General features: G+C 72.0%; 11 protein-coding genes. 4 read left to right on the top strand and 7 right to left on the bottom strand.

Annotated features, from left to right (window positions below; all coding sequences use genetic code 11):
- Positions 1-27: 27 nt before the first annotated feature.
- On the bottom strand, positions 28-1,311 hold the full coding sequence (locus tag DV20_RS00840; protein WP_051735724.1) for a serine hydrolase domain-containing protein: 1,284 nt from the start codon (positions 1,309-1,311) through the stop codon (positions 28-30).
- 356 nt (positions 1,312-1,667) lie between these two features.
- Here DV20_RS00840 and DV20_RS45395 point away from each other — a divergent pair, with 356 nt between their 5' ends.
- Positions 1,668-1,913 carry a hypothetical protein gene (locus DV20_RS45395; RefSeq protein ID WP_043775295.1) on the top strand — a complete coding sequence of 82 codons (246 nt, stop codon included), beginning with the start codon at positions 1,668-1,670 and terminating at the stop codon, positions 1,911-1,913.
- A gap of 2,205 nt (positions 1,914-4,118) precedes the next feature.
- Complete coding sequence (locus tag DV20_RS00830) at positions 4,119-4,517, top strand: histone-like nucleoid-structuring protein Lsr2 (protein ID WP_043775292.1); 399 nt, start codon at positions 4,119-4,121, stop codon at positions 4,515-4,517.
- 105 nt (positions 4,518-4,622) lie between these two features.
- On the opposite strand, the gene DV20_RS00825 is transcribed toward DV20_RS00830, so the two are convergent.
- Positions 4,623-4,832 carry a hypothetical protein gene (locus tag DV20_RS00825; protein WP_043775287.1) on the bottom strand — a complete coding sequence of 70 codons (210 nt, stop codon included), beginning with the start codon at positions 4,830-4,832 and terminating at the stop codon, positions 4,623-4,625.
- A 156-nt stretch (positions 4,833-4,988) separates the two neighbouring features.
- Here DV20_RS00825 and DV20_RS00820 point away from each other — a divergent pair, with 156 nt between their 5' ends.
- On the top strand, positions 4,989-6,386 hold the full coding sequence (locus tag DV20_RS00820) for an alpha/beta hydrolase (protein ID WP_043775282.1): 1,398 nt from the start codon (positions 4,989-4,991) through the stop codon (positions 6,384-6,386).
- 317 nt (positions 6,387-6,703) lie between these two features.
- On the opposite strand, the gene DV20_RS45390 is transcribed toward DV20_RS00820, so the two are convergent.
- Both DV20_RS45390 and DV20_RS00815 read right to left on the bottom strand, forming a co-directional pair.
- Positions 6,704-6,868, bottom strand: a complete 165-nt coding sequence (locus DV20_RS45390; protein WP_160169690.1) for a hypothetical protein — start codon at positions 6,866-6,868, stop codon at positions 6,704-6,706.
- The gene (locus DV20_RS00815; RefSeq protein WP_043775279.1) at positions 6,865-7,305 is read right to left on the bottom strand and encodes an Lrp/AsnC family transcriptional regulator; all 441 of its coding nucleotides are present in this window, start codon (positions 7,303-7,305) and stop codon (positions 6,865-6,867) included. The genes DV20_RS45390 and DV20_RS00815 overlap by 4 nt, the downstream gene beginning before the upstream one ends.
- A 155-nt stretch (positions 7,306-7,460) precedes the next feature.
- Here DV20_RS00815 and DV20_RS00810 point away from each other — a divergent pair, with 155 nt between their 5' ends.
- Positions 7,461-10,859 carry an indolepyruvate ferredoxin oxidoreductase family protein gene (locus DV20_RS00810; RefSeq protein WP_043775275.1) on the top strand — a complete coding sequence of 1,133 codons (3,399 nt, stop codon included), beginning with the start codon at positions 7,461-7,463 and terminating at the stop codon, positions 10,857-10,859.
- On the opposite strand, the gene DV20_RS00805 is transcribed toward DV20_RS00810, so the two are convergent.
- The 3 genes from DV20_RS00805 to DV20_RS00795 all read right to left on the bottom strand — a co-directional run bounded on the left by DV20_RS00805 (position 10,840) and on the right by DV20_RS00795 (position 13,238).
- On the bottom strand, positions 10,840-11,466 hold the full coding sequence (locus DV20_RS00805; RefSeq protein WP_043775273.1) for a response regulator: 627 nt from the start codon (positions 11,464-11,466) through the stop codon (positions 10,840-10,842). The genes DV20_RS00810 and DV20_RS00805 overlap by 20 nt on opposite strands.
- Positions 11,467-11,530: 64 nt before the next feature.
- Positions 11,531-12,037, bottom strand: coding sequence for a hypothetical protein (locus DV20_RS00800; RefSeq protein ID WP_043775272.1), 507 nt, complete (start codon positions 12,035-12,037; stop codon positions 11,531-11,533).
- A 559-nt stretch (positions 12,038-12,596) separates the two neighbouring features.
- Positions 12,597-13,238: an FMN-dependent NADH-azoreductase gene (locus tag DV20_RS00795; RefSeq protein ID WP_043775271.1), complete on the bottom strand. Its 642-nt coding sequence runs from the start codon at positions 13,236-13,238 to the stop codon at positions 12,597-12,599.
- Between the last annotated feature and the right edge of the window lie 55 nt (positions 13,239-13,293).

Raw genomic sequence — 13,293 nt, 5'->3', positions numbered from 1 at the left:
GTGGGCGGGGATGGGGTGGCGGCGGGCTCAGCGGCGCCGCGCGAGGCGGCCGCCGATTTCGACCGCGGTGGCCGCACCGGGCGTGCCGCGGAACCGGCCGCAGGGCGCGGCGCGGCCGGTGGCCGGGTCGCGCACGGTGAAGGTGGCGTCGTCGTACCGCGTGAGCTCGGGGAAGACCTCGCCGTCGACGACGAGGCACGCACCGCGGCCGTCGGGCCGGATGGTGTAGTCGACGGCGCCGTTGCGGTAGGTGCCGAAGTCACCGGACGGCATCGGGACCGAGCGGGCGCCGGGCTCGCGGAAGCGCTGGTGCGGCAGCGTGAGCCCCAGGTCGCGCAGCTCGTCGGCCACGGCGCGCCACAGCTCGGCGCCCCCGACGCCGTTCGCCGTGAACGCCACCACGCACTCGCCGGCCTGGTCGATCCGCAGGTGACAGGACGTCCCGTCGGCCGTCCCGTCGTGGCCGAGCCAGTCGTCGTGCTCGTCGCCGAAGTGGGCGAGGCCGAGGCCCCAGCCGTCGGCCAGGCCGTACGGCTCGGCGAGCGGGACGCGCCGGTGCATGTCGGCCGCCGTCACCACGTCGAGGAGCCCCGGCTTGCCCAGGTGGACCCGGCCCAGCTCGACCAGGTCGGCGGCGCTCAGCGCGAGGGCGCCGGCGGGCTCGAGCATCGGCGGCAGGACCTGCTCGACCGGGCGGCCGCTGTGCGAGTGCCCGGTGACGGCCGCGGCGTCCCCGACGTACACCGGCTCGATCTCCAGCGGGCGCAGGAGGATCGCCTCGACCGCTTCGCGCCAGGTCATCCCGGTGACCGCTTCGATCAGCAGACCGACCAGCGCGTAGCCGACGTTCGAGTAGGAGAAGGACGTGCCCGGCGGGCAGACCGGCTCGGCGTCCCGGACCTGACGCAGGCACGACCCGGTGACATCGGCCGGGTCGGACGGGAGGCCGCTGGTGTGGCTGAGCAGCCGCCGCGCGGTGAGCTGGTCGGAGAGGCCGGGGACCCCGAGCACCTCGCCGGCGGGTTCGTCGAGGTCGAGGTCGTCGTCGGCGGCGAGCGCCAGCACCACCGTCGCGGTGGCCACCTTGGTGATCGAGCCGATCGGCACCGGGCCGGTGGCGCGCATCGGCCACGGCCGGTCCGCGTGCTCGACTCCGGTCTGGACCATGATCTTTTCGCCCCGGTGCAGCACGGCCAGCTGTGCTCCCGGCACCCGGTGCCTGCGGGTGAGGCACGTCAACACCGAGTGAAGCCGCTCCGGCGTCACCGGGCGACGTCTGACGCCCTCGCGCCCCTCTCTCAGAGACTGCATGACCGATCCTCCGAATTCAAAACGATCCGCCCCCGCGAATTTCCCGTATCCCCGTCGCACTCCGTGGAGCCACCACATCCACGAACGCGTAGCCGGCCCACCGACTGGAATCAGTACACTGCCTCGCCACGTAGATCGTCAGTACCGCCAAATGCGGGAATTCACCGAACCGCGATTCTACCCTCGGTACTACCCACCGTGACAAGATTGACGGCAATTTTCCAAATATCAGCTCCGGCCTAATCGCCGGCCCCCCATGACAATGCTCCACCGAAACAGTGAGCCCTTATCGAAGGCATGACGAGCCCTCGCCGACCCCTGGCCTTGCCTTGGTCGCGAGAACTCCGCCAGTCGGCGTGGACACGGCGGCGGAGTTCGGTTTCCCACACCGGATGCCGGTTAAACGACAAATCATCGAGAAAATTTTCCACCAGTTCCGGCCGCCGGAGCGACAGATCATCATTCCGGTGATCGAAAGGTCCGCCATGCTGGGCGAACAACGCATTCGATCTTGCCCCGACCCTCCCGACGGCTGGTTTCCGGTTGTCGTGCACCACCAGCCGAGGAGGACGAGTCGCCACGAACACACGATTGGCCTGTAACGAAACAAGTGGACAGTTTTCGTGGACCAAATCGCCCTTATCAGACCGAACAGGGTCCACCGGGCGGCCGCGCCGGCGGGTGACGGCGGCGTGCGCGCGGCCTCCGCCGACCGAACCGCGCTCGCCCTTCGGAGAGGAGAGGAACCGAGTGCGACCTGTCGCACCGGCGGGCCCGCACCGGAACGTATCCGGCGGATAGTCACGGGTGCCGTCGGGGAAAGGCCCCGCGAGCGTGGCAGAGGATTCCACCACAGGCACGTCCAGTGTTGCCGACATTCGTTTCACCTCCTCACCGTCCGGGGCGTTCGCGCCGTGCCCGGCACACGCAGGGCCCGCGATCCAGCGAGCCGGCGCGTCGCCCTCGGGCAACAGCTCGGCGAGCCACCCGGTGTCCGGCGAACACCTCGGCGAGCCGGTCGCCCGAGCCGGACATGGCAAGGAGGTACGCCGGCTGGTCGACGCGCAGCGGGCGTATCCCCTCCGCGTCGGCCTGGGCCCCGAACAACCCGGCGACGGTACGCGCGAGTACCGATCTGTCGTCGTCAGCGGCCGGAACCGAGACGTCGTAACGCGGCATTGCCCACCTTTCGAGCACGGGGTGAGGTCGGTTCAGGACCGTCCGGCGCGGGGAGAGAACGCGCCAAGGAGGTCTGCGACCAGGGAATTCGCGAGGAGCAGGGGCCGGATCCGGGCATTGCCCCGGCCGGCTTTTTGCCACTCGTTCAACAAATCGGCCCGGCGTGCCACCCACCAGGCGAACCCGCGAGAACGAGCGCGAGACACATCGATCCTTTCCACCGTGACAGCCGCGCGACGGTGCCCGGAAACAGTTCCGATATCGGCGGCACCCCCGCCGTGCCGATCGGGCACCGGCGACCACCGAACGCACACGACAGCCAGTGTTCTTGTGCGACAGGTCAGTCATCCGGCGGTCGAGACGCCCCCAAGACCAGCCGGATTGGCATCACGCTACCCAGTGAACGCCTTGCTCGTACCGCCGAACGGAGCATTGGCGGAAATTGCCGGAAACCGCCGCTGTTTACCCGGACAGCGAGTAGTAAGGCGTTGGTTTTTGTTCACTCTTCTGCCGGAAAATGTTACCTCGATTGGCAGGTTTGATTCTCCGGCAACCCGCTCACCAGCGAGAACGCCGCGCCCCCGGTGACGACAGAGCCCGGCAAGCGGGGGACGGCGGAAACCGAGCGACTATCGAGAGTTGTGCTTCAGCTTACGGCGCATCACCCGATTGGCGGGTAACACGGAGGCGACGGCCACATCGGTGAAATCATCGATTGATGAGGAAGCCTCCGCAGTCCCGCCAAGCGGGCAAAGTTGACACGGGAATGCTACGGCCTCCGATTGCCCGGCGGTTGAACAGTGTTCAGCGCGCGGCCCGGTGAAGCCCGGCCGTGCGCCCGCGCCGGAACGGCCGAGGTGTTGCGGGCGGGTGCCCGAGCAGATCGGAGCGCGAGGGGCGCCGGCCGCGCCGAGACGGGCGGCCCCGGCGATGGCCGCCGGCGCGATGGAGGCTGCCGGGATCACGCCGACGAGACCCGGCGGCACCTCACTCGGAGCCAATGCCGGCACGGCAGCTCGGCGCGCCGATGGGTGCGCGGCTACCGCGGGCCGCCTCGAGTCGCCGCCAGTCTCCGCGGGTCTCTCAGAACCCCGCGAGCCCCCGCGAGCCGCCGATCCCCCCACCCAAGCCGCGGCGGGAGTCACCCACCTGGCGGCACACCGACCTCCGGGACCGATCTTCCCCGCGGCCGCAACCCCGCCGAACCGCGGCGGCCGCCCACTCCCCGCATTCACCCGGCCCGGGCCGTCACCCTACGCAACATTCCGGGAACACGTCCGGCCCCCAATCGGAAACGGCCGAGCACCGCACTCGCCGTCACCACACCGCCTCGAGCACACCTGTCCCGATAGGACGTCCACAATAGACCCGAAGCCACCCATGCCAGTGCTCCACACGTCCTCACCGGCGGTACGCGCCGCCCCACGCACGGCCGGAGTCGTTCTTCACCCATTGAGGCGATGGTGGCCTGCTTCCTGCTCCGATCGGGCAATTACGCCGAACGGACCCGCCCCGTTTACTGGCGAGTTGAATTCCCTTTCGGGCCGGTTGTGGATACACTTCGCGGCGAACGCTGCGCATTGTGCAGTTCGCGTTCTCGAGCGCACATCCACCGGAGGAGCACCCAAGTGGCCCAGAAAGTCTCCGTCGAGATCCTCGACGACATCGACGGCAGCACCGCCGCCCAGACCGTCCAGTTCAGCCTCGACGGCGTCACCTTCGAAATCGACCTTTCGGATCGGAACGCGACCGCCCTGCGCGACGAACTGGCACGCTACATCGGCGCCGCCCGGCGCGTCGGCGGGCGCAAGGCGCGCGTGGCGGGCGGGCCGTCGACCACTGCCTCCGATCGCGAGCGCAACCAGCGGATCCGGGCCTGGGCGAACGCGAACGGCTTCGACGTCTCCGAGCGGGGGCGCCTCTCCTCCGAGGTGGTCGCCGCCTTCGAGCGGGCACACGGCGGCGACACGGAATCGTCCGCTCCGGCGCCGCGCAAACGCGCTCCGCGCAGGAAAGCGGCCGCCTGACTCCCGAATACCGAACGGCTGAGGCCGGCGGTAAAGAACAAGACTGTTTCTCCGCCGAATCGTCGTGCCCCTCGATGTCACCGATCACCGGATGACGAGGAGAGCTCAGGCGTACCCGACAGGAACGAAACCGAACGCGAACTCGACGTCGAACAGCAATACCTGACCACCCGGTGTGCCGAAGCGGACGCGCAGCCGGGTGGTCCTCCCCGCGAACGCGGCCCCGCCGGTGCGCACGCCACCCGACCTCTGATTCGACGCCGTCACCACTCCGGCCGCGATCCCAGCCGCCCGTTGGCACACAACGATCTCCACGTCACCTTGACCCACGCCTCCCCGCACCGCGGTGTCCCGCACCCGCCGAACCGGCCGGCCTCCGGGAGCGCTCCCGCTGACCGATCGGCCCTTGTGGTCCGGCTCCCGCAGGGCCTACGGTCGGCGGGTCCGGGTCGTCGCGAGGAGGAGCCTCGGGTGCTGGGAACCGTTCTGGCGAGCGCACTTCTGCTGACCGGCGCCGCGCCCGCCGTGACCGACGCCGGCTGGGCGCCCTCCCCGATCGTCTGGACCACCTGCCCGGACGACCCGGACAGCCCCACCCCGCCGAACGGCGAGTGCGGCACGGTGCGGGTCCCCCTCGACTGGGACCGGCCGGGCGGGCCGTCGATCGACCTCGCGGTGGCGCGGCACCGGGCCACGGATACCGCACACCGCTTCGGCGTGCTGCTCGCCGATCTGGGCGGCCCCGGCTCCGCGAGCACGGAATTCGCGCTGGCGCCCGGCGTCTTCTTCAGCCCGGAGGTCCAGGCCCGGTTCGACGTCGTGGGTTTCGACGTGCGCGGCACAGGCCGCAGCGAGTTCATCGACTGCCCGGACGCGGGCCGGCCGCCGAGCGACGAACCGACCGACCGGGCCGGGTTCGCCGCGCTGCGGAAGTACAGCGAGAAAGCGGTCTCCGGCTGCCGCGCCCGCAACCTCCCCGTGTTCGACCACGCGAACACCGCGGTCAACGCCCGGGACATGGACGCGGTCCGCCGCGCGCTGGGCGAAGCCCGGATCAGCTTCCTCGGCATCTCCTACGGCACGCTGCTCGGCCAGCAGTACGCCGAGCAGCACGGCGACCGGGTGCGGGCCATGGTGCTCGACAGTTCCATCGACCACAGCGCAAGCCTCGAGCGCTTCCTCGACGACCGGGCCACCGCCGCGGACGAGGGGTTCCGCCAGTTCGCCGCGTGGTGCGACCGGACGGCGACCTGCGCGCTGCACGGCCAGGACGTCTTCGCCGTCTGGGAAAAGGCCCTCGCGGTGACCGGCGGGACACCGGCGCGCGAAGAGCTGCGCGACCGGGTGCTGAAGGACATGTACCGCCCGGACTGGGCCGACATCGGCCAGGCGATCGCCGACGCCGCGGCCGGCGTTCCGCCGATGACCGCCCAGTTCAGCTACAACTACACCTCGATCCGCCTGGCCGTCGTCTGCCAGGACTTCGACCTCCGGATCCGGAGCTTCGCGCAGTACTCGGCGTTGCACGCCGAAGAGCTGCGCCACGGTCCGCTCATGCGCGGCAGCACGCTGGCCCACGGCGAAGCGATGGCGTGCCTCGGCGTCCACGGCCCGCCCGCGAACCCGCCCCACCCGCTGAACATCTCGCGGGCACCGCGCATCCTCCTGCTGAACTCCCGCTTCGACCCGGCGACCCCGTACGCCTGGGCCCTCGCCATCCACCGGCAGGCCCCGGCGAACACGACGTTGCTGACGTACGAGGGCGCCGGCCACGGGGTGTACGAGCGGAACGCCTGCACCCGGTCGGCGACGGACCGCTATCTGCTCACGCTGGAAGCACCGAAGCACGACCTCGACTGCCCGGCCTGAGCGCAGACCGCGGGACGTCCTCTGTCGCAGCAGGTCTAGGCGACCTGGTCTGTCCTTTGTGAACAGCGGACAGATTGGTCACCAGCGTTAGTTGCGGCGCAGGGCGCGCTTCACAACCTTCCCCGTCGTCCTCACGATGAGACCGGGTGCGACACCCAAACGTTGGCTTCGACGTAAACCGCGTAATCATCCGCCGTGGACACGAACACGGGTGCGAGCGCGCCGGACACGACCACCGCCCCGGCACGGTCGAACGGCAGCCCCGTCCACCGCCGCCAGTGCGAGCCCCGCCGCCGCCACCGCTTCCCGCATCGCGGTCAACACCACGGAAGACAGGCCAGCTCGTCCCAGCCACGGGCGGGAAACAGCTCCCGGTCCCGGAACGGCACCATGATCCCCCGCGCGATCGGCACCCCGCCGTCGAGCGCAGCCACCACCAGGTGCGGCCACCGCCGGGCCAGTGTCACGACCTCCACGGTCAACGCGACCAGGATTCGAGCGCGATCAGCGTCTTCGTCCCCGTCACCTGGTGGTGCCGGCGGATCTCGTCGATCGTCTTCTGCAGGTGGGCCATGTCCCTGACCCGCAGCCAGACCAGCGCGTCCGGGTCGCCCGCGATCGTGAACACCGCCTGGGCCTCCGGCATCCGGGTGGTCGTGCGGAGGATCTCGGCCACCTTCGTGTTGCCGACGAACCGGAGCTCGGTGAACGCCTCGATCCCCCAGCCCAGTTTCGCGTGGTCGACCTGCACCGTGAACCCGGTGATCACCCCGCTCTCGCGCAGCCGGTCGATGCGGCGTTTGACCGCCGCCGTGGACAGCGTGACGCGGCCCGCGATGTCCGACAGCGTGCGGCGGGCGTCCTCGCGCAGCAGGCCGAGGATCTCGTGGTCGGTGGCGTCGAGCAGCTCTTCGGACATGCGTCACAGCCTAGACACACGCAAAATTCAGCGCCATAACCCATCAAGAGCCGTTGAAGTTTGCGTACAGACCGGCGAAACCGCACCGCCTGTTGCGTGACTGTGGTGCACGTCGCATCGTGCCCGAAACGCACCGAGGCGAAGGGAGCCGCGCTGTGGAGACGTTCACGCTGGAGGACCGCTACCTGCGGGAGGCCGGGACCGTGCACCTGACCGGGGTGCAGGCCCTCGTCCGGCTGCTGTTCGACCGCGTCCGCCACGACCGCGCCCGCGGCGGCGACCCCGCCGTCTTCGTCTCCGGCTACGAGGGTTCGCCGCTGGCCGGCTACGACCTCGAGCTCGGCCGCCGCGCGACGCTGCTGGAGAAGCACGACGTCGTGCACCGGCCCGGCCTCAACGAAGAGTTGGCCGCCACGTCGGTCATGGGCAGCCAGCTCATCGCGGGCGCCGGCGGGCGCCGCGGGGTCACCGGCTTCTGGTACGGCAAGGCGCCCGGTCTCGACCGTGCCACCGACGCCATCCGCCACGCCAACCTGGCCGGTACCGACCCGCGCGGCGGCGCGGTCGCGCTCGTCGGCGACGATCCCAACGCCAAGTCCTCCACCGTCCCCTGCGCCTCCGAGCTCGCCCTCGCCGACCTGGCCGTGCCCGTGCTCTTCCCCGCCGACGCCCAGGACGTCCTCGACCTCGGCATGCACGCCGTCGAACTGTCGCGGGCCAGCGGGCTGTGGACGTCGCTGAAGATCGTCGCCAACGTCGCCGACGCGTCCGGCACCGCCACCGTCAGTCCGCGGTGGACCGCGCCGGAGATCGAGCACGCCTACCGGCACACGCCGACCTCACGCCTGCTCGGCACCGGTCTCGCCGAGCTGGAGCGGAGTCTGTTCACCGTCCGGCTGCCGTTGGCCCTCGCCTACCTCCGCGCGAGCGGCATCAACCGGATCACCGCACGCGGTCCGGCCGACCGGATCGGCGTCGTGTCGGCCGGGAAGTCCTATCTGGACCTCCGGCAGGCGCTGCGCGTTCTCGGCCTGGACACCGGACAGCACGGCATCCGCCTCCTCAAGCTCGGGGCGATCCACCCCCTCGAGCCGGCGATCGTCCGCGAGTTCGCCGACGGTCTCGACGAGATCGTCGTCGTCGAGGAGAAGCGCGCCTTCGTCGAAACCGCGCTCAAGGAGATCCTCTACGGCGTCCCTGACGCACCGAGGATCATCGGCAAGAAGGACCGCGACGGCCGGACGCTCTTCACCGAGCTGGGCGAGCTGGACCCGGACGGCATCGCCGCCGGGCTGGCCAGGGTCCTGCCGGCGGGCATCCCGCCGGTCGAGGCCTACCGGGGACGCCGCCGCCGCGAGCGCATCGCCGTCCCGCTGCTCGCCCGCACGCCCTACTTCTGCTCGGGCTGCCCGCACAACTCCTCGACGAAGGTCCCGGAAGGCACGCTGGTCGGCGGCGGCATCGGCTGTCACACCATGGCGTTGTTCATGGAGCCCGACCAGGTCGGCACGGTACTGGGCGTGACGCAGATGGGTGGCGAAGGCACCCAGTGGATCGGCATGGCGCCGTTCGTCGAAGCCGCGCACTTCGTCCAGAACATCGGAGACGGCACGTTCACCCACTCCGGCAGCCTCGCCGTGCGCGCGGCGGTCGCCGCCGGCGTGAACATCACCTACAAGCTGCTCTACAACTCCACCGTGGCGATGACCGGCGGCCAGGACGCGGTCGGCGGACTGCCCGTCGAGAAGGTCGCGGAACTGCTGCTCGTCGAGGGGGCGAAGCGGGTGGTGATCACCAGCGACGCGCCGGCGAAGCTGCGGCGCCGGAAGCTGCCCGCCGGCGTCGAGGTCCGCGATCGCACCGAACTGCTGCGCACCCAGGAGGAACTGGCGGCCGTACAGGGCGTCACCGTGCTGATCCACGAGCAGGAGTGCGCGGCCGAGAAACGGCGGAAGCGCCGCCGCGGCAAGCAGGCCGCGCCCGCGACGCGCGTGGTGATCAACGAGCGCGTCTGCGAAGGCTGCGGCGACTGCGGCACCAAGTCCAACTGCCTGTCCGTGCAGCCGGTGGAGACCGAGTTCGGCCGCAAGACGGCGATCCACCAGTCCTCGTGCAACGTCGACTACTCCTGCCTGGCCGGGGACTGCCCGTCGTTCGTCACCGTGGTGCCGACCGGCCGGAAGCGGCGCCGCGAGGCGGCCGAGCTGGCCGCCGACGCGGTTCCCGCGCCGCCTTCGTCCACAGCGGACTTCACCGTGCGGATCACCGGGATCGGCGGCACCGGCGTGGTCACCGTGACGCAGATCCTCGCCACCGCCGCGGTGCTCGACGGACGGCACGTCCGCACGCTCGACCAGACCGGGCTCGCCCAGAAGGGCGGCGCGGTCGTCTCCGACCTCAAGGTGACGGCCGAGCCCGTCGAGCAGGCCCCGAAGCTCGCCGCCGGCGAGTGCGACCTCTACCTCGCCTGCGACGCCCTCGTCGGGGCGGACGCGGCGAACCTCGGCGTCGCCGACCCGGCCCGCACGACCGCCGTCGTCTCCACCACCGAGGTGCCCACCGGCCGGATGGTCGTCGACACCTCGGTGTCCTTCCCGGATCCCGGCAGCGTGCTCGCGCCGCTGGAGGCCGCGGCGGCGCGCACGGTGTCGCTGGACGCGCGTGGCCTGGCCGAGGAGTTCTTCGACGACGACCAGTTCGCCAACGTGCTGCAGCTCGGCGCGGCCTACCAGACCGGCGCGATCCCGCTGCCCGCGTCGGTCATCGAGCGCGCCATCGAGCTGAACGGCACCCAGGTCGCCGCGAACCTGCAGGCGTTCCGCCGGGGCCGCCTGCTCGTGGCCGAGCCCGCGACGGCGTCCCCGTCGGTGTCTGCGTCGGTGGAGCCGGCACCGATGCCGCTCGCCGCGAAGCCCGCCGCGGTGCGGGCGCTGGTGCACGCCGAGCCCGGCTCCGAACTGGCGCGGCTGCTCGACATCCGCGTCCCCGAGCTGATCGCCTACCAGGACGAGGCTTACGCCCGCGCGTACGCCGGGTTCGTCGAGCGGGTGCGGGTGCTGGAGGACGGGCCGACGGAGATCACCGAGGCCGTCGCGAAGCACCTGTACAAGCTGATGGCCTACAAGGACGAGTACGAGGTCGCCCGGCTGTCGCTGGACCCGGCGTTCACCGACGGCATCGAGGACCGCTTCGGGGCGGGTACGCGGTACGCCTACCGGCTGCACCCCCCGGTGCTGCGGGCGCTCGGGATGCGGCGCAAGATCAGCCTCGGCCCGTGGTTCCGCCCGGCGTTCCGGCTGCTCCACGCGCTGCGGCGGTTGCGCGGCACCCCGTTCGACCCGTTCCGCCGCGCCGAGGTCCGGCGGGTGGAGCGCGAGCTGATCGAGGACTACCGCCGCGTCGTCCTGGAGGCGTTGCGCGCCGGGGACACCGGCCGGGCGCGGGCGCTGGCGGAACTGCCCGACGTCATCCGCGGCTACGAAGACGTCAAGCTGGCCAACGTGGCCCGGTACCGGCAGCGGCAGGCCGAAGTCCTCACGCCCGCAGGTAGCTGAGCATCGCCCCGGCGCCGTGGGGGACGCGCAGCTTCGTGCTGACGTCCCCGGCGTGCTGCCGCGCCGCGGCGGTGCCGATGCCGAGCAGCCGCCCGATCGTCGGCACCGAATGCCCTTCGGCCAGCAGCGCCACGACCTCGCGCTCGCGGGCGGTGAGCGTCGCGACGGGGTCGCCGGGCCGGGGCCGGGCCAGCTGGACCGCCACGACGTCCCGGTCCAGCACCGTGCCGCCGGCCGCGACGCGCCGCAGGGCGTCGAGGAACTCTCCGGGTTTGCCGACCCGCTCCTTGAGCAGGTAGCCGGCCCCGCCGCCCCCGGCGGCCAGCAGGTCGCCCGCGTAGCCGTCTTCGACGAACGCCGACAGCGCGAGGATCGCCAGGCCCGGCACGTGACGCCGGGCTTCGAGGGCGGCGCGCAGCCCTTCGTCGGTGAACGTCGGCGGCATCCGGACGTCGACGACCGCCAGGTCCGGTTCCCCGTCCAGGACCGACGTCACCAGGTCGCCGGGGTGGTCGACGGCGGCGGCGACCTCGAACCCCTCGCTGCGCAGGAGCAGCACCAGCCCCTCGCGCAGCAGGGCGTCGTCCTCCGCGATCACGATCCGCACGGCGGCTGCCTCCTCGCGTCCACGTCCCCCTGCCTGGAGGCACGGACGCGCGGGGCCGAGCGGTTCAGCTCTGGCCGGACCAGCCGCTCAGCCGGGTCAGCAGGCGCTCCAGGACCTCCGGATCGGCGGCCACCGGATCGCCGGAGACGGGCTCGTCGACGAGCGTCCGGCGGTCCTGGCGCCGCGGCAGGCGCACCTGCCGCGCGGTCATCCCGCCCGGCAGCGGCAGTTCGCACCAGGTGGTGCGGCCGCCACCGTCGGCGGGCGCGACGCCCTGCCGTTCGCCGGCCCGGGCCGGGGTGTCCGGCCGCCCGGGGACGTCGTCGTCGACCTCGATCGAGAGCACTTCGGCGTGCAGCCGCAGCCGCACCGTGACGAAGGCGGGCGCCTTCGGATCACTGGCGTCGACGACCGCCCCGACCAGGCGTTTCGCGGTGGCGGTCACCTGCTCCAGCATCGGCAGCAGGGACCAGTCGGTGAGAATCAGGCGGACGAACAGCTCGGTGACCGGCAGCGCGCTGGGCTGCGCGACGAGCCGGATGTCGTCCATCTGGGAGGTGTGCGCGCTCAAACCCGACCTTCCTCGCCCAGGTACGGCCCTGCCGCACCACGTCAGTCCGCCCGCCGCGGCACGGTACCGCCCGGCCCGGGCGATGCCGCCGTCGGGGCCATGGGTGAGGGGCCGGACGCCGGAGTGCGAGGTTCGGTCGGTGGCCGCGGTCGGTCGGGTGGGCGGTCGATCGGGCGTGCGGCCGGTCGGGTGTGCGGCCAGCCGTGACCAGCCGGGTGTGTGGGCCGTGGCCGGTGGAGGGCACGAGGGCGAGGCCGCCCGACTACCGGGGCCGCTGGCCCGCAGGCGGGGCCATGGGCGAGGGGCCGGAGGTGCGAGGTCCCGTCGGCCGTCGGGTGTGCGGGCCGTAGCTGGCTGGGGCACGAGGGCGAGCCCGCCCGACCACCGGGGCCGCTCGCCGCAGGCGGGGCCCCACCGTCCGGGCGAGCCGTGAGCCGAGCCCCGGCGCACCCGCCAAGCCCCGAGGCCCGAGCCCACCCAGCCCCCGAGCCCCCCGCGCCCACCTGACCGCCGAGCCGACCGGCCGCGCACCTCCCCGCGCGGCCGGCTCCCCAGCCGCTCAGACCCGGGCCGGCACCCACAGCTCGTCGATCGCGCGTTCCGCCGCCGCGAGGCTCTGCTCGGCGAGCGGGACCAGGCCCGCCATCGCCGGGCGGACCGCCGCCAGGGTCAGCTCCGCCGTGATGAAGCGCGGCTCCAGCCCCGTCAGGGAAACGCCGTGGGGCAGCCACGTCTGGGCGTGGTCCCAGCCTTCGCGGGGCGTGCCCTCGCCGTAGCCGCCGCCCCGGCTGGCCACCACCACGAAGTCCCGGCCGCCGAGCAGGCCGGCGGAGGTCTCGGGGTCGACCGAAACCCCCGGCACGATGAGGTGGTCGACCCAGGCCTTGACGCTGCTCGGCGGCCCGAAGTTGTACAGCGGCAGGCCCAGCAGGACCGTGTCGGCGGCCTTCACCTCTTCGGCGATCTCGAGGATCCGCGCCCAGGCCGCCGCCTGCTCCGGCGTGTGCTGCTCCGGCGGCACCATGGCGGCCAGCCCTCCGGCGGCGTCGAGGTGCGGGAGCGGGTTCGTGCCCAGGTCGCGGTAGGTGACCGTGCCGTCCGGGTGCGCGGAGCGCCACGCCGCCGCGGCCCGGGCGGTGAGCCGCCGGCTCACCGAGGCGTCGCCCTGGATGCTCGAGTCGATGTGCAGGAGATGAGCCATGTCGCTAGCCGTCCATAGATCGTTGGTGCAAGACAAACTATTGATAGCACACCGA

This window comes from Amycolatopsis rifamycinica (genome assembly GCF_000695625.1).
In the GTDB taxonomy this organism is placed as follows: domain Bacteria; phylum Actinomycetota; class Actinomycetes; order Mycobacteriales; family Pseudonocardiaceae; genus Amycolatopsis; species Amycolatopsis rifamycinica.
This window is presented reverse-complemented; position numbering and strand designations above follow the sequence as displayed.

What these genes read in the sequence shown, in the direction of transcription:
- DV20_RS00840 (WP_051735724.1), bottom strand. Translation starts at nt 1,311, where the DNA reads ATGCAGTCTCTGAGAGAGGGGCGCGAGGGCGTCAGACGTCGCCCGGTG.
- DV20_RS00815 (WP_043775279.1), bottom strand. Translation starts at nt 7,305, where the DNA reads ATGTCCGAAGAGCTGCTCGACGCCACCGACCACGAGATCCTCGGCCTG.
- DV20_RS00795 (WP_043775271.1), bottom strand. Translation starts at nt 13,238, where the DNA reads ATGGCTCATCTCCTGCACATCGACTCGAGCATCCAGGGCGACGCCTCG.